This is a genomic window from Streptomyces sp. NPDC048370, from assembly GCF_043200825.1.
Taxonomy (GTDB): domain Bacteria; phylum Actinomycetota; class Actinomycetes; order Streptomycetales; family Streptomycetaceae; genus Streptomyces.
On record NZ_JBICYI010000024.1, the window covers coordinates 15,059 to 38,866 of the forward strand.

The following is a 23,808-nucleotide window of genomic DNA, read 5'->3' on the forward strand; positions in this document are numbered from 1 at the left end:
GGTCTGGCGTCAGCCCCCTACGGCTGGACGCGTGCGGCGAACTCCGTTCAGTACGGAGTCGAGCAGGCCGGGGAACAACGCGTCCAGGTCGTCACGGCGCAGCCGCACCAGTCGTGAGCGGCCCTTGACGGTCGTCCAGGTGACTCCCGCCTCGCGCAGGACGCGGTAGTGGTGGGACAGCGTCGTCTGGTGAACGTCCAGATCGCCACCGATGGCGTTGCAGCTCTCCTCGCCGGTCACGGCGAGCCGTTGGACGATCTCCAGCCGTACCGGATCGGCCAGCGCGCGCAGCACCTCCACCATCCGGATCGACTCGGTCGCCGGCTGGGACACCTCACGCATCGTCGCTTCCCTCCGTCCGTGACAGGAGTTCAGCCTACCCACTCATTGATACATGGACAAGCATCCATGTATTGAGTACGGTGCCGATCACCTACCTCCGCGCTGCTCGGAAAGGCGGCACGATCCGTGTTGAAACGACTGCTCCCCCTGGCCCTGGCGACGTTCGCCGTCGGCACCGACGGCTACGTCATCGCGGGCTTACTCCCCTCCATCGCCGCCGACCTCTCGGTGCCCATCCCGGCGGCCGGTCAGCTGGTGACGGTCTTCGCCTTGACGCTGGCGTTGTCGGCGCCGGCAACGCCGCCACCGCCTTGGGCACCAGTTACGAAACGGTGATGGCCGCCCGGATCGCCACCGCCGTCGGAGCGGGCATCATCACCTCCGTCGCCTCCAGCACCGCCGCGGCGATCGCTCCGCCGGAACACCGCGGCCGGGCCCTGGCCTTCGTGTTGGGCGGCCTGACCTCGGCGACCGCGCTGGGACTGCCGCTCGGCACACTGATCGGCCGCACCGACTGGCACATCACCCTGTGGGCCGTCGCCGGGATCGGCCTGGCGGCGATGGTCGGCATCACCGTCGGGCTCCCCAAGGTGACCCTCCCCGCCGCCTCGCTGCCCGACCGCCTGCGTCCCCTCAAGCAGGGGCGCGTACTGGCACTTCTGACCGTCACGTCCCTCGCGTTCCTCGGTGCCTACACCCTCTACACGTACATCGCACCGGCCCTACGGGACGCCACCGGCGGCGACGAGTCGCTCCTGACCTGGATCCTGCTGGCCTGGGGTGTCGGCACCCTGGCCGGGAACATCACCGCGGGACGCCTCGTCGACCGGTACGACTCCGCCCGAGTCCTCACCGGCTCGCTCGCCCTCTCGACTGTCGCCCTGGCACTGACTCCGCCGGCGACACACTCCTTCGCGCCCACCCTGCTCTGGGCCGCGGTCTGGGGCCTGGGTGTCGGCGTCATCGTCGTCCCGCAGCAGCACCGACTCGTCGCCCTCAGCCCCGCCGCCGCGCCGGTCCTGCTCGGCCTCAACTCCTCAGCGCTCTACCTCGGCGTCGCTCTCGGTGGCGGTGTCGGAGGGCTGGCACAGGAGTGGTTCGGCCTTGCCCCGGCCGAACTCGGGCTGGTGGCCGCCGCCGTCACCGCCCTCGCCCTCCTAGGACACCTGGGAACCACACGTCGCCCCATCACGCCCACCCCCACGACGCCGGCGCCGACCCCGGCCGGTCCGGAGAAGTCCAAGACGTGACTGCCTCTTGGTGAAGCGCGGCTCGTCACACCGATCCCTGAGAGATACGCAGTCCCAGCCCCCTCAGCCGGCCGGCTGCATATCCTTGTGACCATGACTGTCCAGCCCCCGGACCCCTCTCCGCGCCCTGCTCCATCAGGAGAGCTCCGCGCCTCTCACGACGACCGGGAAGCAGTGGTGGAGCAACTGCGCGACGCGGCAGCCGAGGGGCGAATCGATTTCGACGAGCTGGATTCACGCCTGGAGCAGGCTCTGAAGTCCAAGACGCACGCCGAGTTGGCCGCCCTGACCGCCGACTTGCCGAGGCCGAGCTCCCCCGAGAGCCGGCCGCCCCTGGTACTCAAGGGCGGCATGTTCGGCGCGTCTCAAGGCCCCGGGCGCTGGGAGGTTCCCGGGCACGTGATCGCTCACGGCGGCGTGGGGGGTGTGAAGGTCGACTTCACCCGGGTCGAGTGCCGCCTCACGGAGGTCGTGGTGGAGGCGTACGGGGAGACCTCCGGTGTCACGATCGTCATCCCCGACGCCTGGGCCGCAGACACCAGCGGCATGGACCCCGGCACCGGCGGCCTGACGGACAAGACCACTCCCGACCGGCTACCGGGAACCCCGCTCATCCGGCTCAACGGATCCGGCGGCGCGGGAGGAGTCGTGATCCGCCACCCCAACCGCCGGGAACAGCACAAGCTGGACAGCAACCCGAAGCAGGGCTAGGACCTTTCGTTTGGATCATGCCGGGCCGCCAACCACCGGAACCCGCAGGGCAATTGCGTGCACCATGGATGCTCACGCGGTGGGACCTCCGGCGGCCTCCCGCCGCACGGTCTCGGCGACACCGGAAAGTGCCGCGCCGAGATGGCGGCGTTGTGCAGTGTCTCGACCAGCCGGCGGGCGGACCGGCGCACGCCATGGCCCCGGTCCGCGTCGGAGGAGACGGACGCGATGCGCACCCACTCCGCCGCCTCGGCCACATCGGCCTTTCCGGGCACGGCGGCGGATGCCGTTGCGGTGGCGGTCAAGGGGAGGCTCATGGCCGGTGCCCGCCGCGGTCCCGGTCCCAGCCGCGGCGGGCACGCCGACGGTCCGGGAGCGGGCTCTGGGCCTGCAGCCCACCGACCGCCGCCGGAGGACCGGCCCCAGGGGATCGAACATCTGGTCGATGACTCGTGCCAGATCCTGCCACGGCGTCGCCCGGTCCTCACGGGCGGCGAGCGCCTCGCCGGGACGAGTCCTGCCCTGTCTCCCCTCCATTACGGCCACCGTTACCGTTCCTCAGCCCTGCTCTGCCTCGTCCCGCGCCTGTCGCGCACGAGGGCCGGGATGCTCAGCGGGCGCCTTCCCCGGTACCGATCTTTCACGCGGAGGTGGTGCTTCCGACGACGCAGTCGGTCTCCTCGACCGTCTGGTTCAGGGTGCCGATCGGGCGTCGAAGGCGATGTCATTCACCGGGGAGATCACGGCGGACATGTTGGTGCGCATCATCCGCAAGGCCGCAGCGGCCAGCTCCGCGTCGATGTGGGCGACCCCGTCCTGCGCCACGACGACGTCGAAGCGCCGGATGTGGGCGTCCAGAGTCGAGTACAGCACGCACTGCTCGGTCACCTGGCCGCACAGGACCAGGCGCTCGGTTCCGAGTTGGTTCAGCAGGTATGCCAGAGGGGTTTCGAAGAAGATCGAGTGCCGCGCCTTGACCACGAAGAGGGATTCTTCGTCGGGTGCCACGGGTTCCACCAGATCGGCGTGTCGGCCGGCGAGGGCGGCTCGCAAGATCTCCCCGTGGTGCGAGCGCCATTCGCCGAAGTTGTCGTTCACGTACACGACCGGCGACGCACTCGCCCGCGCGTGCTCGAGGAGTGTCGTGATCCCGGGAAGGGCCTCGCGGACGGACGGGACCAAGGCCTCGGCGTCCTCGTGGGCATAGGTGTTGAGCATGTCGATCACGATCAGCGCCGTACCGGTCATGGGAGTCGCCACTTCTATTCGTCCTGCTCCCCTCGCGAGCGGGGGCCGGGGCCTGGCGGAGCGGAGCGGTGCGCGCGTACCGCGTCCCACCAGCGGCCCCACTGCACCAGTGTGTCCCGCGGGTGCACGTCCCGCCTCGCCGACGAGTCCCCGGGCGTTCGCCGGCATTCGGGCGGCCCGGGCCACAGCGGCCGTTCACTCGAGCCCGAAGGCTTCCACCAGCGCGCCTTCCCACTCGCTCACCCCGTCCGCGTGTGCCGCGATGACCGCGTAGCGCCATGAGCGGCCGTCCGGCGGGGCGTCCGCGTAGAGCACCACCCCCTCCCCGGACTCGGCGTCGAACGCGAGCCGGTGGGCACGCAGCCGGTCGAGAGCTTCAGTCAGACCGAAAGCCGTCCGGGTGTGTCCCTTGGACACCGTCCACGCCGGGTGGGCCTCGCCGGACGCGGCCGTGAGGCGGGTGACCATGGCGTGGGGCGTGGTGGTGGCGGTCCTGCGGACGTTGCTCTCGTCGGCGTACGGCACTCCGTCCGTGTCGACGAGTGCGTCGAGTCCGAACGGGCCGAGGTGGCCGTGGGCGGCCAGGTTGCGGCCCAGTTTCAGCCCCCACTCCTCCAGCTCGCCCGCCACGTGCGCACACGACATCGGCAGGGGTGATGCGTACCCCGTGAAGGAGCCCTGTTCCGTCCGCATCGCCCCGCTGAACAGGGCACGAGTCCCTGAAACCGTGTTCTCCATCTGGATGCTCACGGACTCGGCCACGGCCACGCGCTGCTCCACCACCCACGTCCCCTGCGGGCCGCCGACCGTCGCCAGCGCCAGGCCCCCTCCTTCCACGTCCTTCCATGAGAGGAAGCGCATCCCGTGGCCCCCTGCGGAGCGGTCGGGTTTGACCACCACCTGCTCGTACCGTGCGAGCAGTTGCCGTACGACGCCTTCGACCTCGGGTCGGCGGCACACCCGACCTGCGGGCAGTCGCATGCCCAGTTGCATGGCCGCTCGACGGAAGCCGGCCTTCGTGTTCAACAACATCGTCACCGGCAGGGCGGCGGCGGCCTCGTCGGCCGTCGCGTACGGATGGACGGTCAGACCGAGGTCGCGCGCGAACCCGACGGCGGACGCGTCAGGGGCGGTCGGCAACAACGCCGTTCCGGGCTGACGCGCGTGAGCGGCGACCCGCTCCATCAGCCCGGCCTCGCGAACCGCTAGGGCCAGCGGGACCGCACCGGCCGGCGGCACCTTGATGACCGCGGTCCGCTCGCGGGGCAGCCCCGTCAAGTCACTCACGTACCGCCGGAACTCTTCGCTCAGCGCTCCGGGGGTGACCAGTGCGTCGCCGTCCCGCAGCAGCCACGCCTTGCGCGGCGCCTGCTGGGCCCACTGCGCCAACACCTGGCCTTCCTCCAGGTCCACCGCCAAGTCCGAGAGGAAGTTCGCGAACACCAACAGGGGTCCCGCATCCGGCTCGTTCACGACCGTTCCTCCCATGCCGCGTCGCCGACGGGCTCTCTGCTCGCGCCCTTGCCACGCCCATCCTGTCCCCCCGGTGGGACGGGCCTGGCGAACCACGCGCAGCGCACGTGCGCACCGGCCCCAACCATCGCCGCGTGCCGGCTGGCACGAGCCCGGGAAATCCGCATTCACCGTCCGATCGGCGTGAGATGCGGGGAGGTCCCTGTACGCGCACCATGACCTTGGCGTCACACCCCACGATGAGAGGTTCGTCATGCCCCGAGGATCCAGCCCCAAGCGCGAGCGCCAGTACGACCACATCAAGGAGTCCGGCGAAAAGCGGGGCATGTCCGAGGACCGTGCCAAGGAGATGGCATCACGCACGGCGAACAAGGAACGTGCCCGGTCGGGTGAGAGCAAGACGGCCGGCCGCAGCTCGACACAGGGCAAGTCCGCCTCCCGGTCAGGCGGACAGCAGTCGGGCGGGGGCGGAGCCTCGTCCGAGCGCACGAAGGACGAACTGTACGAGGAGGCGAAGAAGCGCGGCATCGAGGGCCGCTCGACCATGAACAAGCAGCAGCTGAAGACCGCCCTCGGCCGCTGACCGCAGTCGTTCCGGAGTGGCAGACGCCTCCCCGGCGCTCCGGCCGGCGGAACGATGACGGCCACTCCTCCGATCCCGTCCGAGCTGGCGCACCACGGAGATCCCCCATGCCTCACGAAGCACCCCGCGTTCCCGACCCCGTGACCCGCCACCCCAGGCCGCCTTTCCCCGATCAGGAACAGGAGCACCCCGGATTCACCGAGGCGATGGAGCCTCGGCCCGACCACGGTGAGCATTCCTACCGCGGGCACGGCCTCCTCCTCGACCGGGCGGCTGTCGTCACCGGGGGCGATTCCGGCATCGGCAGGGCCGTGTGCCTCGCCTTCGCCCGGGAAGGTGCCGACGTCGTCTTCACCCATCTGGCCGAGGAATCGGATGAGGCGGCGGAGACGGCCCGGCTGGTGCGCGCGGCGGGCCGCACGGCCGTGCCCGTCGCATGCGACATCCGCGACGAGGACGAGTGCGCGGCCCTGATCGACCGGGCCGTGGCCGAACTCGGGCGCGTTGACATCCTCGTCAACAACGCCGCTTACCAGATGTCGCAGCCCGACGGGATCGAGGCGATCACGACGGAGCAGTTCGACCGGGTGATGAAGACCAACCTGTACGGGATGTTCTGGCTGACCCGTAGGGCCCTCGGGCACATGCCGAAGGGTGGTTGCGTCATCAACACGACGTCCGTCCAGGGCTACCAGCCGAGCCCGCACCTCCTCGACTACGCCATGACCAAATCGGCGATCGTCTCCTTCACCCATGGGCTGGCGCAGATGCTCGCCGAGCGGGGCATCCGCGTCAACGGCGTCGCGCCCGGGCCGGTGTGGACGCCCCTCATCCCGGCGACGATGCCGGATGCGAAGTCGTTCGGCGAGCAGTCGCCGCTGGGGCGGCCGGCCCAGCCCGCCGAGATGGCACCCGCGTACGTCTTCCTCGCGTCGCCGCAGGCGAGCTACATCACCGGCGAGATCGTGAACGCCACGGGCGGCACGCCCCTGCCATGATCCGAATTCCCCGTCCCTGAAAACCGTCGGCAGAGATGTCCGGCAGTCCCGGAGTCTCGGGAAACGCGCTCGGGATGGGGCAGCACCCGCGGGACAAACGCAGGACATCCACGTCGGCGAAGCGCTTTCAGCGCCTTCTTCGCCCTCGCCACCGCCTCGCCCGTTGACGTCGATCACTCGTGCCAGGCGTCGTTGTCCCACCAGCGGGGGCCGGCCGAGGGCCACGCCCGTGTCGGGGACGACAGGGGCTGCCGAGGTTCCGTGACCGCTCCGGCTGCGGTGCCGAGCTCGTCGGCCCCGGTCACCTCGCCCCTCCATGCTCGGGTCCCCCCTGGCAGGTCCGCCGCGAGGCGGGTAAGGCGCCCGCCTTCCGAGCCACCAGCGCCACCAGTGCCCCGACGGGACAGCGCGTACGCCGGCTGTCGGCGGGAAACCGCAATGCGCGGGTGGCCGGCGGAGCGACCGCGCATCACGTTCGCTTTCTCGGGCAGTCGCAGACCATGAGCCGACTTCCCGATGCCGGACGGTCCTACTGGATGCGGACGGCGTCTTTTCCGTCCTTCGCCCCTCTTTCGGCGCCCGCCGAGGCGGATGTCGCGGTCATCGGCACCGGAATCGCGGGCCTCAGCACGGCGTGGGAACTCGTTCGGGCGGGTTTGAACGTCATCGTGCTGGAAGCCGACCGCCTGGCCGGCGGCGTCACGGGGCACACGACGGGAAAGCTCACCGCACTGCACACCTCCGTGTACGACACGCTCCGGTCCAAGCACGGCGACGAAGCGGCCCGCGACTACGCGGACTCCCAGAGCGCAGCCCTGCAACGCGTGTTCGACATCGCCGAAGAGCTCGGCATCGACTGCGAACTCGAGAGGCGCCCGGCTCTCACCTACTGCGAGCAGCCGGACGGCGCCGACGCGTTGCGCGCGGAAGCCGAGGCAGCCCGGGCAGCCGGTCTCGACGCGTCGTTCGTCACCGAGACCGGCCTGCCCTTCCCCGTCGCCGGCGCCGTGCAGGTCGAGGACCAGGCCCAGTTCCATCCGCTGAAGTACCTGCGCGGGCTCGTCGACGACATCGTCGCGCGCGGCGGCCGGATCCACGAGGGCGCCCGTGTCACCCGCCTCGACGAGGGGGACCCGTACCGACTCACCACGGAGGCCGGGGCGACCGTATCCGCCCGACACGTTGTCGTGGCCGCCCACCACCCCGTCTTCGACCACGCCGTCCTCGCACCCCGGCTCACCCAGCACCGCGACCTGGTTGTCGCGGGCTCGCTGCCCGCCGATCGGGACCCCCGCGGGATGTACATCACCACAGAAGGCGGCAAACGCTCCGTCCGCACCTCTCCCCTCGCGAACGGTAACCGCCTGCTCATCGTCACCGGCGAGGCGTTCACTCCCGGCAGCGGCGAAGACACCGAGGCGGGATACGCCCGCCTGGAGAGCTGGACCGAGCGACACTTCCCCGGGGTGAGCATCTCCCACCGATGGGCGGCGCAGGACAACAGCTCGACGGACACCGTGCCACTCGTCGGCAGGCTGCCCACGGCCGGCGAGAACGTGTACGTCGCAACCGGCTTCGCGGGCTGGGGAATGACGGGCGGGGTCATGGCCGGGGCGCTCATCGCCTCCCTCGTCGGTGGCGCGCCCCAGCGATGGGCAGGCCTCTACGACCCTGGCCGAATCGCCTCCGCCGCGCAGTCCGCACCGGCGTTCCTCAAGGCGCAGTGGGACACCGGGCAACACTTCGTCAAGGACCGCCTCAACACGTTCGGCGAGGGCACGGCGGGCCCCGTCCGCGACCTGCGGCCAGGCGAAGGAACCGTGGTCCGGGCCGATGGCAAACCCTGCGCCGTGCACCGCGACGACCAGGGCGAACTGCACGCCGTGTCCGCCGTCTGCACCCACCTGGGGTGCATCGTCGCCTTCAACAACGCCGAACGCACATGGGAGTGCCCGTGCCACGGCTCCCGCTTCGGCATTGACGGCGAAGTGGTGCAGGGGCCGGCACTGCACCCTCTGGAACGGCAGGACCCCGGGGGACTGTGAGGGGGTGTACCCCTGCTCCCCTGTCCCTTGTGACCTCTCGCTCCACTTGGCGCTGGGCTACGCCGCAGTCGCCGGCGCCAGGCCGGACACGTCCTGGTCGACCGTCGTAAGGGGCAGCGTTGTGGTCGTGATCTACGGCGGAGCTGAGTTCTACCGATCTCCTCCCGGCCTCGTGCCGGACTCGTGGACGGAGATGGCGCTCGCGACCGGCCGCATCGTCCTGGTCTGGCTTCCCGGGCCGCACCGACCTGACGACCAGCAGGTTCTTCTCCTCCTGCGCCAGGGAGCCGGCCTCTGGGGAACGGCTGCGCCGGTCAGTCCGTAATGGACACAGCTACCCGTGGGCGGGGCCGCTCGCCGCAGGGGCGGGCCTCCCGTGAGGCACCGGCTCGTGGCTTCCTGGCCTACCCAGCTGCCGTGACAGCTCCACTGGCGCCGCTGGCGGGCGCCCGCGGAAGGGCAGCTGGGTCACGTCTGCGGCTCTGGCATGGGCTTCACGCCCGGTCAGAGCAGCGCGGGCGCGTGGCTTACCTCCCTGCCCGGTCGGCGGCGCTGTTGCTGGGCCCGGCCGGTGGCCTGGTACCAGGAAGCGGCCAGAAGGATGGCGAGGGCGGCTTCGACCAGATCGCCGCCGTAGTACATGACCTGGGCCCCATTTGCAGGTCGGCGGGGGTGACCACGGCGCCGGGGGGCACTGCTTCGGCGGTGGCGGCGAGCTCGTCGGCGTCGGTCACGTCGACGGTCCAGTGCCCGGCCGCTCCGGGCAGGTCTGACGCGAGACGGGCGAGGCGTTCTCCTTCCAGGCCCACCAGCGCCACCCGGGCGCCGTGACGGGACAGGGCGTACGCCAGCCCGTGGCCGAGTCCGCGTGCGGCGCCCGTGACGACGCGACGCGGCCCTCCAGGGGCCCGTGGCCGCGCGGATGGTCGCGCCCACCGCGGCTGGTCATGCCGGGCGTCTGCCAGCCCGGGCGGCTCTACACGGCGAGGGCGGGCGGGGTGAGCCGCCCATGCTCACGCGACAGCGGGTGCGGCCGCCTCCTGCCGGGCCGGCCCGCTGTCCGGCAGGGGCCTGCGCATCGCGCTGCGGTCCTGGTCCCAGGCTTCGCGGATGTGGTCGGCGAGGCGGTCCTCCAGCAGGATCGTCGCAGCGCAGCCGAAGGCGACGTCGGCTTCGAGGGCGGGCTCGTCGGCGAGGAGGCCGCCGATGACGTCGCGGCGTACGACCTGTTCGTGGACGGCGTCGGCTTCGACGTGCTCGGCGTAGAAGTGCTCGGCGGCGGCTCCAGCCCCGCAGCGGCGCATGGCGTTGGCGAGGCGCTTGGAGCCGGGTGAGGAGGTGACCTCGACGCAGGCGAAGTGCCCTACGAGCGCGCCGTGCAGGGCGCGGTGCAGCCCGAAGAGCGACATCAGGTTCACGGTCGCGAGCAGGGGCGCCGGCGCGTGGTCCAGGTAGCGGCCGTAGCCGGTGTCCAGGCCGAGGTCTGCCAGTAGGTCGGCGAAGAGCCGCGCGTGGATGCGCTCGGCGCGGCATGCGCCGAACTCGTCGTACTCGATGGCGACCATCGCAGCCTTGGCCCGGCCGGTGAGCCGGGGGACGACCCAGACGCCGGTGGCCTGGTCCTTCTCGCCGCGGCTGTCCTCGCGCTGATCTGGGCGAACAGCCCGTGGAGCGCGGCGTACGCGTCCATACGCGACTTCCACTTCGGGATACCAGCCCTGGGCCTGGACCTGTCGGTGGGGCACTGGACGGCCGACGGGCTGCTGGCCGTGCTCTTCCTCGTGGCCAGGATCGAGCTGAAACGCGAGCTGGGCGTCGGTGAACACGGACCCCGGCCACCGCCGCGCTGCCCGTCATCGCCGCGATACGCGGGATGGCCGTGCCCGCCGCCCTCTACCTGGCCACGGTCACAGCGAGCGGCGGCAGCCATGCGGGCTGGGCCGTCCCCATGGCCACCGACATCGCCTTCGCCCTCGCGGTTCTCGCGGTGCTCTCCACGCACCTGCCGGCCGCGCTGCGCCTTCCTCCTCACCCTCGCCGTGGTCGACGACCTCGGCGCGATCCTGATCAACGCGGTGTTCTTCACTCCGACCTGAACCTGTGGGCGCTTGCCGGTGCCTTCGCGGGCCTGGGGCTCTTCCACCTGCTGCAGCGGCTGCGGGTGCGCGGCTGGTGGTGGTACGTGCCCCTCGGGGTGGCGATCTGGGCGCTGATGTACAACGGCGGCGTCCACGCCACCGTCGCAGGCGTCGCCATGGGCTTGATCCTGCGCACCAACCGCGACGCGGGCGAGAAGGTCTCGCCGGCCTCGCGGGTCGCGCACCTGGTCCATCCGATCTCCGCCGGCATCGCCGTGCCGCTGTTCGCGCTGTTCGCCGCAGGGGTGAGCATCTCCGGCCCCGCCCTGGGCGCGGTATTCATGCGGTGGCCGATACTGCACTGGCGGAAGCAGTCTGAGTCCGCCTGGCGGCATGTCCTGGCCTGACGGCGGTTCTCCTCCACGGGCTGAATGGAGCAGCATGGCTCCCTACCGGCTCCCGTTAGTTGCTGGGCGTCGCAGCCGACATCTCGTCGTCGTCCGGTTCTTCGAGCTCTCCGAGAATCCGCCAGGCCAGGTCTGCGAGCGTCTCGCCAGCAGCCGTCACCCATCGGGCAGTGCCCTGGTTCGCCACCGGGCGGTCTGCCCACTCGGCCAGCTCCCACATTCGGGTGATCAGTCCGGACGGCGAATACTGCCGGCCGTCGGCGGCCCAAATAATCGGCTTGGTGCGGTGCCTGGTCCAGGTAGCCCGGCCACGTTTCTCGTCCTCGGCGAGCCAGTCCTTGAGGGCCTCCGTCTCCAACGGGTAGGCCGTGGTGAGGGTGAGAGGGGCGCCCTCGTCAAGTGCGCCTCGGTCGATGAGGACGTGAACCGCGTTGGGACGGCGGGGCTTGCGTTGCGCCGGCACCCGACGGTACTTGTCGAGCGCCGGCTGATCCTCGTACCCGACCGTGGTGCGGAGCACACGGCCGACGACCTCACGGCAGCGGGCAACATCTGCGCACACGGCACGGATCTGCGAGCGCTCGCCGTACAACTGGTCGATCGCCCCGGCGACCGCAGGCAACAGCTCACGCACTAGGCCGGGCACTTGTGCCTCAGCTGTGGTTACCCACTCTTGCTTTGGATCCGGCTCGTCGATGGACTCGGTGTCGAGGCGACGGAACACGAGATGGGTGAGCAGATAGAGACCATGCTCGGTGAGCGCGGCACCGCGACCCTCGTATCCGGCCCGAAGGGCGTGGAGGGTGCGGCGGACCTCCCGCAATATCCGGACCGTATTCCACAGCAGGTAAGCGCTGGGCTGAGGCCGGAACAACACGTCGTAGATGCCCTGCGAGCCTCGCTCCCACAGGACATCGAGGGTAGTCGCCATCCTGGCCGCGTACTGGCTGTCGGGGTGGGCACAGGCCAGCGCGCAGGCAGCTTCGACCAGTGAGCAGCCAGTGTCCTCGGTTGGGTCCAGTTCGCTTCGCCGGACGCTGTACTCAAGGCCAAGTTCGGCCCGCATCTCCTCCAGGATGGCGGCCTGGACCGGGTCGAGGGCGATGAAGTCCCGAGGTTCCACCCTGTTCTGCCGGTTCGTTGCCTGGGTAGTCCGCTTGGCGAATTCCGCGGCCTTGCCCGTCACGATGATTCGGATACCTACCTTGGCGTCCGCAGCCGATTCATCCGCGGCAACCGCCTCGGCCACCGACCTGACGGTCTGGGCTCCGTTGACGACGCTAGCGTTGTGCAGCGTCAGCGTGATCGGACGTGCCTGCGGGTTACGGATGGCCTGGTGGGTTCGCTCCACCGACTCACAGAGCACCGTGACGCCGTTGTTGAAGTACCAGAAGTTGTCCGGCTCCTCACTGAGCGTGCTGATCAATTCGTTGTTGATCGGTGTTCGGCCCAGCGGATTGCGGATGTTCAAGTTGAACAAATTCGTGCCGTGATTCATCCATTGGGCCACCTGCTCGGCCTCTACGACACCCTGGTAGGACTCGTACGGGACACTGACCGCGAACCACGGGAAGAGGTCAGCCGTGAGTTGAACCGGCTTGGGCGCCAAATCCTCTCGCACCGATGCCCAGACCTCGGGCCCGAGAATGATCCGGTGGTCGAGGACCTCTCCGTGGCGATTAAACTCCTTCTCGCCGTCAACCAGGGCGTGGCGGAAGCCCTCGCTCACCTCGTCGGCTCGCATCAGGACCACAACCTGAGTGACCGGAGTCGGGCCCTTCGCCATCACGGCCTTGGCGTACTCCGCCAACTGGCGCCCGCGCGGATTGAACGCGGCGAAGTCCTCGTCGTCGATGAGCCGCAGTCCTGCGAGCAGCTCCCAGACAGCCTCCCGCTCGCCCTTGGCCTTGCCGTCCTTGCTCCATTTCGCCTGGACAAGATAGACATGCGGGTCCGAGCCGTCCACGACGGCGATGGCATCGATCCCCTTGTCGGCAATCCCGTCAATCACCGTGAGCGCTGCTTCCTGCGCGCCGAACCCTGTGACGATCCGGACAGCTTGGGCGGTCAGCGCCCTTGAGAGCATCCGCCTCTCGAGGTCATCGCCCGCCTTCCCCGCCAGATCGCTGCCGTCGACAAGCCCTGAGTCCAGGTAGACCGTCTTCAAAGCCTGCTTGACCTGGCGGACCTGCAAGGTCAAGTCCGATTCGCCAGTCCCAGCGTGCTTGATGGTCATGCTTTGTACCTCCCCGGGGGCACAGCGGTGTCGTCCACTCCCGCCTGTGGGCAAGATCGTCCCATGACGGTAGGCACCGCGTCGTCCGTTTTGGAAGTCGGCCTGCCGAGGCCAAGCAGTGCCAGCGCCTCGGTCATCTCGTCGTCAGACCCGAGAACCACCCGCACGTCCTTGCGGAGCAAGGTGAGAATCCGCCGCGCCTCCGGCATCCGTCCCTACGCGAGAAGCAACATCCCGATTCCTCGTCGCAATTGGACCGCTTCGTCGCTGACGTCGCCGTCGACGGGTCGTGCGGTACCGAGGGTGCCCTGCCGCGAGATCAACTCCTCCGTCACCTGATTCAGCTCAGTGCGGCAACGTGCCGAGTGGGCCCGAGAAGCGCGGGCCCACTCGGCATGCGGACCGCAAATCCGGACGTACGCATCAGCCAGCGCGTCGAACTCCGGCAGTGATACCTGGTAGCCGCCGCCGAGGAGCTGAATCGCATCGTGTCCCAGGGGATAGATCACGGCCGAGCAGCGAGACGAGGCCCGGCAACTGCGGCAGGCTGCCGGGCCTCCGTGCATTCGTCAGTCAACGAGGTAGTGGGCTTCGATGTAGGCGACGGTGGAGTCGTATGGCTCTCCCACCGGCTTCAGTGCGTAACGGCGGAAGACCGCAGCGGTGGCGCGGCGGGCGCCTCGGTTGCGGGCGTCGGCGTTGTCCCATGATCGAGCGAGGGTGCGGGTAACTACCTGGTCGATTTCCTCGGCCAGGTACTTCTCCGTGATGGTGAGGCCGGGAGGTGCGTGGTCGTGGATTATCCGCGACAGGACACCGATGCGGTCGTCGTCCAGTACGACGACCGCTTCGTCGGGGTGCTTCTCGGCGTTGACGATCGCCCGGGCCACGCGAAGTGCTTCGGACAGGAAGTCCAGTGCGTCCTGGGCATTCTGGATGATCCGGTCCCGCAGCTGCTTGATCCGCTCCGCTAGGGCGGTGTACTTCGCGGAATCCGGTTCGACGCCCTTGTCGAGGGCAGCCTTGATGTGGTCCAAGATCTCCGCAGCTGACGGCGGAGGCGTATCCTCGCTGCCGCCCTTGTCGGTCTTCGGGCGGACGAGCGCCAGCAGCTCCTTGAGGATGGCGATGCCTTGGGCGTCCAGCACAAGGGTCTCCTCCTGAGAGGCGACCACGGAGAAGGAGTGGACGTGGGCGTTGATGATCTCCAGGACCATCGGCCCCAGCTCAGCGAGCCGTTCCTTCCTCTCCTCGTCCGAGGACTTCTTGAAGAGGGTCGTGTACACGGACCCGAATAGTCCGAAGCCGTCGCTGTACTTGACGACCCGCTTGTCAGTGTTGATGAGCGGGTACAGGCGGGCCAAGAGTCGGTAGTCCTTGCTGAACACCTCGGCAGCGTCGGGGTTGGCGTCCAGGAAGACGTTGATGGATCGGACGGACTGGTATCCATGGACTGTCAGGTCCAGGTCGTCCACGTCCGCGAGGAGGTCCTCGATACGGGCGAAGGCTTTACGGAACTCCTTGACCAGTTCGGACAAGTCGGTGACGAACCCGCCACCCTTGCTGGGCCCAGCCGAGGTGGGGTCGACGACGGCCCGCTGGACCTCTTCAGCCAAGCCGATGTAGTCCACGACCACGCCCGAGGTCTTCACGAAACCGGTCGGTGACACCCAGGTCCGGTTCGGACGAGTGATTGTCTGGAACAGGTTGTGTGCCTTCAGCGGCTTGTCCAGGTAGAGGACGCCCTCGTTGGGTGCGTCAAACCCGGTCATCAGCTTCGCGGTCACCACCAGGAAGCACAGCGGGTCGTCCGGGCTGAGGAACCGCCGCTTCTGCTCCTCTTCCTCGGTCTCCGAGAGCTGGTACGGCTTCATGTCAACGTCTTCGGTCTTGGAGTCCGAGACGGAGATGTTCACTTCTGCCGTGATCCGCTGGTGTTTCCCGACTTCGCCGAGCACCTGGGATGCTTCGAAGCCGGCAAGCAGCTCGTTGATCTTGTCCGTGTACACCACTGCCAGCTCACGGTTGTAAGCGACGACCTGCGCCTTGAGGCCGTTGCGGTAAGCGCCGGACAGGTAGTGGTCCACGATGTGCTGGCAGACCGTTTCGATACGGTCAGGGTTGGCGAACACCGAGGTCAGGCGTCCGAACTTACGGGACAGGGCCTCACGGTCGGGGGCATCAAGGTCGAAGTCGTCAGCGAACTCGTCGAACTCGGCCTGCAACGCCTGGTCGTCCATGTCGAAGGAGACCGGATGCGGATGCAGGACAACCGGGACGGTCGCCTCGTCCAGCAGAGAGCGGGACACCGAATACCGGTGCATCACCCTGCCCGGGTCGCCCTCCTCCCCGAAGAGATCGAAGGTGTCGGTGGCGAGATTCCTAATGGGTGTCCCGGTCATGCCGAAGAACCTCGCGTTGGGCAACGCTGCGCGCATCTGCCCGGCCAGGGACTCCTCATCGGAGGACTGGGTGCGGTGTGCCTCGTCGACGAGCACGATGATGTTGCTCCGGACCGACAGGTTCTTGCCGGCCTCGGCGAACTTGTGGACGGTCGTGGAGATGACGCCACGCACGTCGTCGGCCAGCAAGGTACGCAACTTCTGGCTGTTCGAAGGCTTGTGGAAGTACGCATCCCCCATCGCCGAGGTGAAGACCCCTGAGGTCTGCCGGACGAGATGAGTTCGGTCCGAAAGCAGAATGATCGTGGGCGACTCGGTGCGAGTATCGGCCAGCAGGAGCGCGGCGGCGAAGACCATGAGGAGGGTTTTTCCAGAGCCCTGGTGGTGCCATACCAGCCCCTTCGAGCCGCCCTGCAGCACGCGCTCGTGGATCAGGTGCGCAGCTTCCATCTGCGGGTAGCGGGGGAGGTACTTCTTGTCGGTCCCTCCCCCGGCGGTGTCGAAAAGGACGAAGTTGGCGAGCAAGTCCAAGACCGTGGCCGGGTTCATCAACAGCTCGACGGAGCGCTTCACGTCTGCGTGGCCGGACAGGTTCTCGTCATCGTCGGTGGATCGGAACGGCTGCCACAGGTTGGTGGGCGCGCCAGCGGCACCGAACCGCAGCTTTAGCCCGTCCGTGGCGACAGCGAACACGTTGGGTGTGAAGAACCACGGGTACTCCGTGGCGTACACGTCGTTGATATCGCGTGCGGCGTCAGCCCAGGCGGACTTCGCGGTCGGGGACTTCACCTCGACCACGACCAGGGGAAGGCCGTTGACCCAGTAGACGAGGTCGAACCGGCGGGAGGTCTTGCCCGGCACGCTGATGGTCACTTCGTCCGAGACGACCATTGTGTTGGCGGTCAGCGTGTCGAAGTCCACCAGCTTCAGCGTGTGCCACACGCCGTCGTTGTCCCGGAACTCCTTCCGCCCTCGCAACAGGCGCAGTACCTGCTCGTTGGCCCGTACCAGTCCGCCTTCGACTGCGGTGACCGTGGCCACCACTTCCTCGATCACCGCGTCCAGGTCAAAACCGTCAATCACCCCTGGGTTGAGCTTGACGATGGCCTCCCGCAAGTGGGAGACGATCACCGTCTGTATGGTCTCCCGCGGTAGCACCCGGCCCGCGGTGTAGTCCCAACCCATCGGCAGGGACCACTGGATCATCTGGTTCTGGAACTCGCGCTCCCGAATACCCTTCGCCACGCCTCAGACCCCCCTGGTCAGACTAAATGTCCATGGTGATGCTCTGGTCCAACAGTCCAGCGAGTAGGCCGGAGCGCGCCTTCCGGAGGCAGGCAGATTCAGCGCGCACCCCATCGGTGTTCGCACGAACGGAAAGTACGGCGGAGGCCACTTCCCTCTGCCGACTAAAGTCAGGAAGCGGGATAGGCGTGTCACGAATGCGGTCTTGGCTGACGTTGACCATGGACGCGCTGGTCCCTGTAGCCGAACTCGTGAGGTGGTTCCGGGCCGCCTCCAGTGCCATAGCTACCACGAGGAAGTCCGCGTCCAGCTGTGACGATGACACTAGGCGAAGGGTCTTGTCAGCAAGGTAGAGGCCGTCTCGAACATCGGCAGGGACTCGTGCGACGGCCCCGACTCGCAAAGGCGTGTTCGCTCGCGTGATGAGTACGTCTCCGGGCCGAACAAGCGCGGCCTCAGGCATGAACGTGCCAGGTAGAAGGCTCTTGGACTCTTCCGGGAGGAACGCGAAGGGCGTTACCGCGCTGACCTTCAACACGCCAAGCTCGTCAGCGCCTGGGGGCCTATTGTTCGCCTGGGGACTCTTGCCACCTCGAATGTCATTGAGCATCGTCCCGAGCGCCACGGTTGGTTCGTCCGCGAGCATGTCCTCGGCAACTGCCATCGATACGCGGTCCAGCGCCTCAGCCTCTTTGTCGAGTGCTGCGATCTGGTCATCGACCGCATCGAGAATCTCGACGATCAGAGCTTGTACCTCCCGGGGTGGGATCGGCAGTTGGATCTGCAAAAGTTGCTCTGGGTTGAGGCGCTTGCGCCGTTGAACTGTCCCGCTCACTCGGTTCTTCATCTCTGCCCACAGTCGCGGTGAGCCACATACGTGCCTCATCCAGTCGGGCATCAGTTCTGGACCAAGCGTGAACGTCGGGAATTCGTTGCTGACGACGAATCCGTCGAACTCGGCAGGTACTACGGTGATCGGGCCTTCCCACGCCGTCAGTTTTCGCATCACGACCTGGTCAGCGCGCAGCACATTCATTGCTGCGTACTCTGTATCTCCGCCGTCGAGCTCGCCCTTAGCAACAACTCCCTTCCCTGCATTGAGGACCCCGGCTAGGTGGTAGGTAGTTGCAGGCTTCATCGGTGTGCGCTGGATGTCGAGGTGCATCACTTCCCCGAGCGGACGAAGCGGATAGCCGTCACTTACCGAAGTCCTCGAACTCTGCGGCGGAACGGCTCCCTTGCGACGTACGGGAGTCTCAAGATCACCGAGGCTGATCTGCTGCCAGTCACTCATCGAAGCCCTCGATCCCGGCGGAAGAGAGGACCGCGAGCATGCGCTGCTCGGTCTTCTCGCGCTCGACGCGGGCGATGTTGTAGGCGTCGATGAGGGTGCCGAGGTCCTCCTGCTCGGCGGCGGCCTGCTTGATGTACCGGCCGATGTTGAGGTCGTACCCGTTCGCCACGATCTCTGTGGTGGGGACAAACCGCGCCGAGAGGCCAGCCTCTCCGCCACCGTCGGAGCCCGAGTGGTAGGCCGTCACGACGTCGGTGATGTCTGCGTCAGTGAGGAGGTTGCGGTTCTTGGCTTTGGTGAAACGTGTGGAGGCGTCGATGAACAGCACGCCGTCCTGCCGCTCCGGGGTCCTGGTGCCGGGGGGACGGAATACGAGGACGCAGGTCGGAATCGACGTGCTGTAGAAGAGGTTCGAAGGCAGCCCAATCACGGCTTCCAGGAGGCGGTCGTCCAGGACGCGCCGGCGGATGGCTGCCTCCTGGCCACCTCGGAAGAGGACGCCGTGCGGCAGGACGACGCCGGCACGGCCCTTCTTCGGATCCATGCTGGCGATCATGTGCTGCACGAATGCCCAGTCCGCCGACGACTGTGGGGCGACCCCTCCGATGGCGCGTGGGTCGTTGGTCCAGGGCTTCCACTTCAGGCTGTAGGGCGGATTAGCAACAATCACGTCGAATTGCTTGACGGACCCGTCCGGCTTCTTGAAGCGCGGATCCCTCAGGGTGTCGCCGACCTCGACCTTGAACTCGGTCAGATTGTGCATGAAGAGGTTCATGCGGGCCACACCTGCGGTATCCGTTACCGCCTCCTGCCCGTTCAGGCTGAGTGTGTACCCCCGCCCGCCGCGGGCCTTCAGGAGGTTTGCGGCGGCAATGAGCATGCCACCAGACCCGCAGGTCGGGTCGTACACCGACTCGTGGTTCTTGGGGTCCAGCAGCTCGATGATCAGCTCGACGACCTCACGCGGGGTGAAGAACTGGCCGGCGCGGGTGCCTGACCCGTCGGAGAAGCGCTTGAGCAGGTACTCGTACGCTCCACCGAGCACGTCGTGGGACATGTTGCCCTCGTGCATTTTCGGAGTGCGGTTCATCGCCCGCATGACCGAGGCCAGCACCTCCCCTGGCAGCACCGCTTCGGAGGTCCAGGTCATGGACCCGAACAGACGGGAGAACTTGTCAGGGTTGGCTGACTCGATGGCCTGAAGGGAAGCGCGAACCCGCTGGCCGAGGCCGTGCTGGGCGACGGTGGCGAGGATGGAGGACCAAGAGGCGCGAAGTTCCTGGACGGTTCCAGCGTGGATGAACGGAATCTCGAACGACTGGTGGTCGCGGTACTCGATCTCGCGGGCTTCCTCGGGGGACAGGCCATCCAAGCCCTCGTACTGGGCCAAGAACTCCTGGTGGTTGTGCTCCCAGGTATCCGACAGGTACTTCCAGAACATCAGCGGGAAGACGACCGAGGAGTACTGCGCTTCGGGCATCGCCACGCGCAGCTCGTCGGCGGCGTCCCACAACCGGTTCTCGATCTCCTGCTGGGTCACTGCCATCAGTCGGGGGTGTCCTTGCTCGTCAAAGGGCGGCGACCCGAAGGCCGTGCGTTACTGCGGGTAGCCCGACGGGTCAAGTTCGGAATGCGTCGAGCGTGTCCCATCGCGTGTGAGCCCGCGCGGGTGTTGTACTACCCCGGGCGGGCGACCCACCAACGATATCGCTCGGCTATGACAAGCAGGAGCTGCTGCCAGCAGCAGGACGCTGCCGCTCGATGATCTTCCGGTTCCTTCAGGACACTGCCGTGCTGGTGCCCGTCGTGTTCGCATCGGTAAGGGCACGTGCCGAGGTGACTGTCCTGATCGTGAACCGCCAGCCTCGGCTCCTACGCCTGGGCCCCTGAGCTCGGCTCGCCGCGCTTCCAGGGGCGGAGGGTGGACTGGGTTCCTAGAGCTCCCGTAGCGAGGCTGGGACCTGTCCCAGAAGGAGTGGGGTGGTCTGGCTGAGACCATCGGGTGCTTCGCTGATGGCGGCCGGTGGCCGGGCCGGCACCTCGGCCCAGACGAATTAGCTGGGCGCGCCCCGCACGACCATGAAGCCCCAGTGCAGTTGGAGTGCACCTTCAGCGCATGGGTTCCTGCACCGAGGGCGGCGACGAGAAGGGGCGGCGCGTGGAGGTCATCGAGCTCTGGAGCGGGCGGTACGCGTGCATGCTCCAGTCCGCGCTCCGGCTCACCAACGAACAGTTCGCCGCACAGCTCGGCATCGCTGTCCGAACCGTCGCGGGTTGGCACTCCGACGCCGTCGTCGTACCGCGCAAGGAGATGCAGCAGCTCCTCGACTCCGCGTACGAACAAGCTCCTTCGGCAGCCCGTCAGCGATTCGCCCTGCCCTCCTGGTCGCAAACGAGCGCAGCGCGGCGGCGTCCAGTCAGGCCGGCGCTCAGGCGCTCCGGGTCGCCATCGCCCTGGTCATCCGCGACAACCAGGTCCTGCTGGTGTGCCGGCGGCACGACGACGCGTCCGGGATCCGTGGCAGTTCCCCGCCGGAGTGATCAAGCCCGGGGGCAAGGCCGAGACCACCACAGTGCGGGAAACCCTGGATGAGACGGGCGTCCACTGCGCAGTGCGCCAGCACCTGGGGAATCGCCTCCACCCGGTGACCGGGTGCTGTGCGAGTACTTCCTGTGCGAGTACCTGGCAGGGGAGGCAGCCAACGCCGACGCCGCGGAGAACGCGGACGTCATGTGGGTTCCGAAAAACTCACTCACCCGGTTCATCCCCGTCGATACGATCTTCCCACCCATCCTGGCCGTCCTGGGGGAGCAGACGTGACGCAGCAGAACGCTGACGAGCGACCGGGCATCGCCGCGGCCATCGTGGTTCACGAGGGCCGCGTGCTCATGGTGCGGCGCCGGGTCAGCGAAGGCCAGCTCTCCTGGCAGTTCCCGGCCGGCGAGGTCGAGCAGGGCGAAGCCCGCGAGGATGCCGCCATGCGCGAGACTCAGGAGGAGACCGGCCTGACCGTGAAGGCGGTGAAGCTCCTCGGTGAACGGGTCCACCCGTCCACCGGACGGCTGATGTCCTACACGGCCTGCGACGTAGTCGGTGGCGACGCGCACGTGGCGGACACCGACGAGCTAGCCGAACTCACATGGGTTGCCCATGCAGAGATTAATCAGTACGTCCCCTACGGCCTGTTCGAGCCGGTGCAGGAGCATCTGGACGCGGTTCTGAGCCGCTGACGACGGTCACAGAAGACGGACGCCGTGGCGCCCGTCGGCCTAGTGGGGGGCGGACACAGGTGGGCACGTCGCCCAGAAGACCATCCTCAGCGGCCGGACACGTTCACCACCTCCCTGCGCGGCGTCCGGCACGCCAGCAACGGCAGGTACATGCCCGCCTCCCGGCGGGAACCCGCCTCGACCTCATCCGAGACCCCACAACCCGGCGGACCCCAACGCCACCAGCGTCGAGCGCGACGGGCTGTGTCTCGGCTGAATCGCCAAGGGCAGCACCAGTCCCCTCGCACTGGCCCTCGTGGACCAGCCCTCCCCCATGGTCACGGCCATCCTGCGCACCGGCACCCAGGCCCTCGCCGACAGCAGTGGCATGCAGCGGCTGGCAGCCCACGACCAAGTCGAGCTCACCATCATCGTCGCCCCCCGGTCATAGCACCTACGGGCCTTGTCGCGGACCTTGGAGACGGCGTGACGAGCGTGTCTCCGGTGTAGAACGGGCGCCTGCTGGCGGGCACCCGGCACATGCCGCGGAACGGTCGCGACGTCACGGAGCGTGATCACAAGGCGTCGGGGTGGAGGGGCCCTCGCCAGCTCACAGAGAAGGCCGCCTCCCGCGCCAGGCTGTAGTCCCGGTACCGGAGGCTGCATCTGCATGCTGACGATCCGCCAGAGCTTGTGCTGCACGTGCGTCAAACGTGCGTCAGATGTGCGTCAGATGTGCGTCAGATGTGCGTCAAGATATCGCCCGTAACGCACGTAGCGCACACCGGGTAAAACTGCAGGTCAGGCGCTCTTCGCGATGGGCTCCAGGATCGCCACGCACTCCACATGATGCGTCATCGGGAACAGGTCGAACGCCCGCAGTGTCCGGACCCGGTAGCCGCCCTCCTTGAAGTAGGCGATGTCGCGGGCCAGGGCCGCCGGGTCGCAGGCGACGTACGCGATGCGGCGGGCGCCCAGGCCTGCGAGGTGCTTGACCGTCTGCTTGCCGGCGCCTGCGCGGGGCGGGTCCAGGACGATGAGGTCGACCTCCGTGATGCGGGTGCGCGGGAGGACGGTCTCCACCTTGCCCTGCTCGATGCGGACGCGCTCGTAGGCCTCGAGGTTGTGGCGGGCGTCCTCGACCGCGCGCTTGCCGGACTCGATGCCGAGGACGGCGCCCTGGTCGCCGACGCGGTCGGCGATCGCGCCCGCGAAGAGGCCGACGCCGCAGTAGAGGTCGAGGGCGGTGTCGCCCTTGCGGGGCATCAGGCCCTGCATCACGGCGAGGACCAGCGTCTGGGCGGCCTTCGGGTGGACCTGCCAGAAGCCGCCGTTGCCGACGCGGTACGTGCGGTCGTCGGCGCGCTCGCGGACGAAGGGGCGGCCGTGGACGCGGTGGACGCCGCCGTCCTTCTCGTCGACGCGGAGGACGGAGACCGGCTTGTCCAGCTCCACCAGCGGGAGGCGGGCGCCGGGACGGGGGGTGAGGATCACCTGGCGGTCGCCCGAGCCCGAGGCCGCGATGGCCTCGACCGAGGCCATCCCCTCCCAGGTGCGCTTCTCGATGCCGAGTTCGGAGACGCCCTCGGCCGCGATCATGCAGTGGTCGACGACCTCGACCTCGTGCGAGCGGTGCTTGCGCAGGCCCGCGTGGCCCTCGGCGTCCACCGCGTACTGGACGCGGGTGCGCCACTGCGGGACCTCGCCGGACGGCAGCTTGTCGCCTTCGGCCGGCATCACGGTGCCGTCCCAGCCGGCCTCCTCCGGGGTGAGCCCGGCCAGGCGCTGGAGCTGCTCGGCGATGACCTCGCCCTTGAGCCGGCGCTGGGCGCCCGGCTTGGCGTGCTGCCAGTCGCAGCCGCCGCACTTGCCCGGGCCCGCGAAGGGGCAGGGGGCTTCCACCCGGTCCTTGGAGGCGTCCAGGATCGTGATCGCGTCCGCGCGCAGGTAGCGGGAGGTCTCGTCGCCCTCCGTCACCTTCGCCACGACCCGCTCGCCCGGCAGGGCGTGCCGGACGAAGAGGACCCGGCCGCCTTCCGTACGCGCGATGCAGTGGCCGCCGTGCGCCACGGGACCGACCTCGACCTCGTACTCTTCCCCGACCAACGAAGGAACAGGTGCGTTCTGCATGATCGGGTGACTCCAGGGGAAGAGAGAGGTGGGGGGGGGGGGGGGGGGGGGGGGGGGGGCCGGGGGCGGGGGGGGGCGGGGGCGGGGCGGGCGGCGGGGGGGGGGCGGCCCCCGGAGCCACAGCGGGGCGCCAGAGCCCCGAGGGCTGGAGGAGGC

At 68.4% G+C, this 23,808-nt stretch carries 17 protein-coding genes and 3 pseudogenes; 9 read left to right on the forward strand and 11 right to left on the reverse strand.

Going from position 1 to position 23,808, the window contains the following annotated elements:
• Positions 1–9 precede the first annotated feature (9 nt).
• Complete coding sequence (locus ACGFYP_RS33945; protein ID WP_393501857.1) at positions 10–342, reverse strand: ArsR/SmtB family transcription factor; 333 nt, start codon at positions 340–342, stop codon at positions 10–12.
• A 126-nt stretch (positions 343–468) separates the two neighbouring features.
• On the opposite strand from ACGFYP_RS33945, the gene ACGFYP_RS33950 reads away from it, so the two are divergent.
• The 3 genes from ACGFYP_RS33950 (at position 469) to ACGFYP_RS33960 (ending at position 2,303) form a co-directional block, all read left to right on the forward strand.
• Positions 469–678 carry a hypothetical protein gene (locus ACGFYP_RS33950; protein WP_393501859.1) on the forward strand — a complete coding sequence of 70 codons (210 nt, stop codon included), beginning with the start codon at positions 469–471 and terminating at the stop codon, positions 676–678.
• Positions 678–1,592 (forward strand): MFS transporter, encoded by a 915-nt coding sequence (locus ACGFYP_RS33955; RefSeq protein WP_393501861.1) that lies wholly within the window; start codon positions 678–680, stop codon positions 1,590–1,592. Before ACGFYP_RS33950 ends, ACGFYP_RS33955 begins: the two co-directional genes overlap by 1 nt.
• Positions 1,593–1,685: 93 nt before the next feature.
• The gene (locus tag ACGFYP_RS33960; protein WP_393501862.1) at positions 1,686–2,303 is read left to right on the forward strand and encodes a DUF1707 domain-containing protein; all 618 of its coding nucleotides are present in this window, start codon (positions 1,686–1,688) and stop codon (positions 2,301–2,303) included.
• A 693-nt stretch (positions 2,304–2,996) separates the two neighbouring features.
• On the opposite strand, the gene ACGFYP_RS33965 is transcribed toward ACGFYP_RS33960, so the two are convergent.
• Together ACGFYP_RS33965 and ACGFYP_RS33970 are read right to left on the reverse strand one after the other, a co-directional pair.
• Positions 2,997–3,551 carry a cysteine hydrolase family protein gene (locus tag ACGFYP_RS33965; RefSeq protein ID WP_393501886.1) on the reverse strand — a complete coding sequence of 185 codons (555 nt, stop codon included), beginning with the start codon at positions 3,549–3,551 and terminating at the stop codon, positions 2,997–2,999.
• A gap of 195 nt (positions 3,552–3,746) precedes the next feature.
• Complete coding sequence (locus tag ACGFYP_RS33970) at positions 3,747–5,024, reverse strand: peptide ligase PGM1-related protein (protein ID WP_393501864.1); 1,278 nt, start codon at positions 5,022–5,024, stop codon at positions 3,747–3,749.
• A gap of 253 nt (positions 5,025–5,277) precedes the next feature.
• Here ACGFYP_RS33970 and ACGFYP_RS33975 point away from each other — a divergent pair, with 253 nt between their 5' ends.
• From ACGFYP_RS33975 to ACGFYP_RS33985, 3 genes are all read left to right on the forward strand, one after another.
• The gene (locus ACGFYP_RS33975; protein ID WP_393501866.1) at positions 5,278–5,607 is read left to right on the forward strand and encodes a plasmid stabilization protein; all 330 of its coding nucleotides are present in this window, start codon (positions 5,278–5,280) and stop codon (positions 5,605–5,607) included.
• A 107-nt stretch (positions 5,608–5,714) separates the two neighbouring features.
• Positions 5,715–6,605, forward strand: a complete 891-nt coding sequence (locus ACGFYP_RS33980; protein WP_393501868.1) for an SDR family oxidoreductase — start codon at positions 5,715–5,717, stop codon at positions 6,603–6,605.
• A gap of 500 nt (positions 6,606–7,105) precedes the next feature.
• A complete protein-coding gene (locus tag ACGFYP_RS33985; RefSeq protein WP_393501870.1) occupies positions 7,106–8,650 on the forward strand; it encodes an FAD-dependent oxidoreductase in 1,545 nt (514 codons plus the stop codon).
• Positions 8,651–9,177: 527 nt separating this feature from the next.
• On the opposite strand, the gene ACGFYP_RS33990 is transcribed toward ACGFYP_RS33985, so the two are convergent.
• Positions 9,178–9,615 (reverse strand): SDR family NAD(P)-dependent oxidoreductase, encoded by a 438-nt coding sequence (locus ACGFYP_RS33990; protein ID WP_393501888.1) that lies wholly within the window; start codon positions 9,613–9,615, stop codon positions 9,178–9,180.
• A gap of 48 nt (positions 9,616–9,663) precedes the next feature.
• Positions 9,664–10,254: pseudogene (locus ACGFYP_RS33995) on the reverse strand (iron-containing redox enzyme family protein); the annotation flags it as partial.
• Here ACGFYP_RS33995 and ACGFYP_RS34000 point away from each other — a divergent pair.
• Positions 10,162–11,075: pseudogene (locus tag ACGFYP_RS34000) on the forward strand (Na+/H+ antiporter NhaA); the annotation flags it as partial. The pseudogenes ACGFYP_RS33995 and ACGFYP_RS34000 sit on opposite strands and share 93 nt — an antisense overlap.
• A 115-nt stretch (positions 11,076–11,190) precedes the next feature.
• Here ACGFYP_RS34000 and ACGFYP_RS34005 read toward each other — a convergent pair.
• From ACGFYP_RS34005 to ACGFYP_RS34025, 5 genes are all read right to left on the reverse strand, one after another.
• Entirely contained in the window at positions 11,191–13,371 is a 2,181-nt protein-coding gene (locus ACGFYP_RS34005) for an AIPR family protein (RefSeq protein ID WP_393501872.1), read from the reverse strand.
• Positions 13,372–13,586: 215 nt separating this feature from the next.
• On the reverse strand, positions 13,587–13,880 hold the full coding sequence (locus ACGFYP_RS34010) for a hypothetical protein (RefSeq protein ID WP_393501874.1): 294 nt from the start codon (positions 13,878–13,880) through the stop codon (positions 13,587–13,589).
• 60 nt (positions 13,881–13,940) lie between these two features.
• Positions 13,941–17,018, reverse strand: a complete 3,078-nt coding sequence (locus tag ACGFYP_RS34015) for a type I restriction endonuclease subunit R (RefSeq protein WP_393501876.1) — start codon at positions 17,016–17,018, stop codon at positions 13,941–13,943.
• A 22-nt stretch (positions 17,019–17,040) separates the two neighbouring features.
• Positions 17,041–18,312: a restriction endonuclease subunit S gene (locus ACGFYP_RS34020; RefSeq protein ID WP_393501878.1), complete on the reverse strand. Its 1,272-nt coding sequence runs from the start codon at positions 18,310–18,312 to the stop codon at positions 17,041–17,043.
• Positions 18,305–19,858: an N-6 DNA methylase gene (locus ACGFYP_RS34025; protein ID WP_393501880.1), complete on the reverse strand. Its 1,554-nt coding sequence runs from the start codon at positions 19,856–19,858 to the stop codon at positions 18,305–18,307. Before ACGFYP_RS34025 ends, ACGFYP_RS34020 begins: the two co-directional genes overlap by 8 nt.
• Before the next feature lie 612 nt (positions 19,859–20,470).
• On the opposite strand from ACGFYP_RS34025, the pseudogene ACGFYP_RS34030 reads away from it, so the two are divergent.
• Together ACGFYP_RS34030 and ACGFYP_RS34035 are read left to right on the forward strand one after the other, a co-directional pair.
• Positions 20,471–21,133 (forward strand): annotated as a pseudogene (locus ACGFYP_RS34030) (NUDIX hydrolase).
• Entirely contained in the window at positions 21,130–21,543 is a 414-nt protein-coding gene (locus ACGFYP_RS34035; protein ID WP_393501882.1) for an NUDIX hydrolase, read from the forward strand. Before ACGFYP_RS34030 ends, ACGFYP_RS34035 begins: the two are co-directional and overlap by 4 nt.
• Before the next feature lie 780 nt (positions 21,544–22,323).
• Here the strand turns inward: ACGFYP_RS34035 and ACGFYP_RS34040 are convergent.
• Positions 22,324–23,652, reverse strand: a complete 1,329-nt coding sequence (locus ACGFYP_RS34040) for a class I SAM-dependent RNA methyltransferase (protein WP_393501884.1) — start codon at positions 23,650–23,652, stop codon at positions 22,324–22,326.
• Positions 23,653–23,808: the final 156 nt, after the last annotated feature.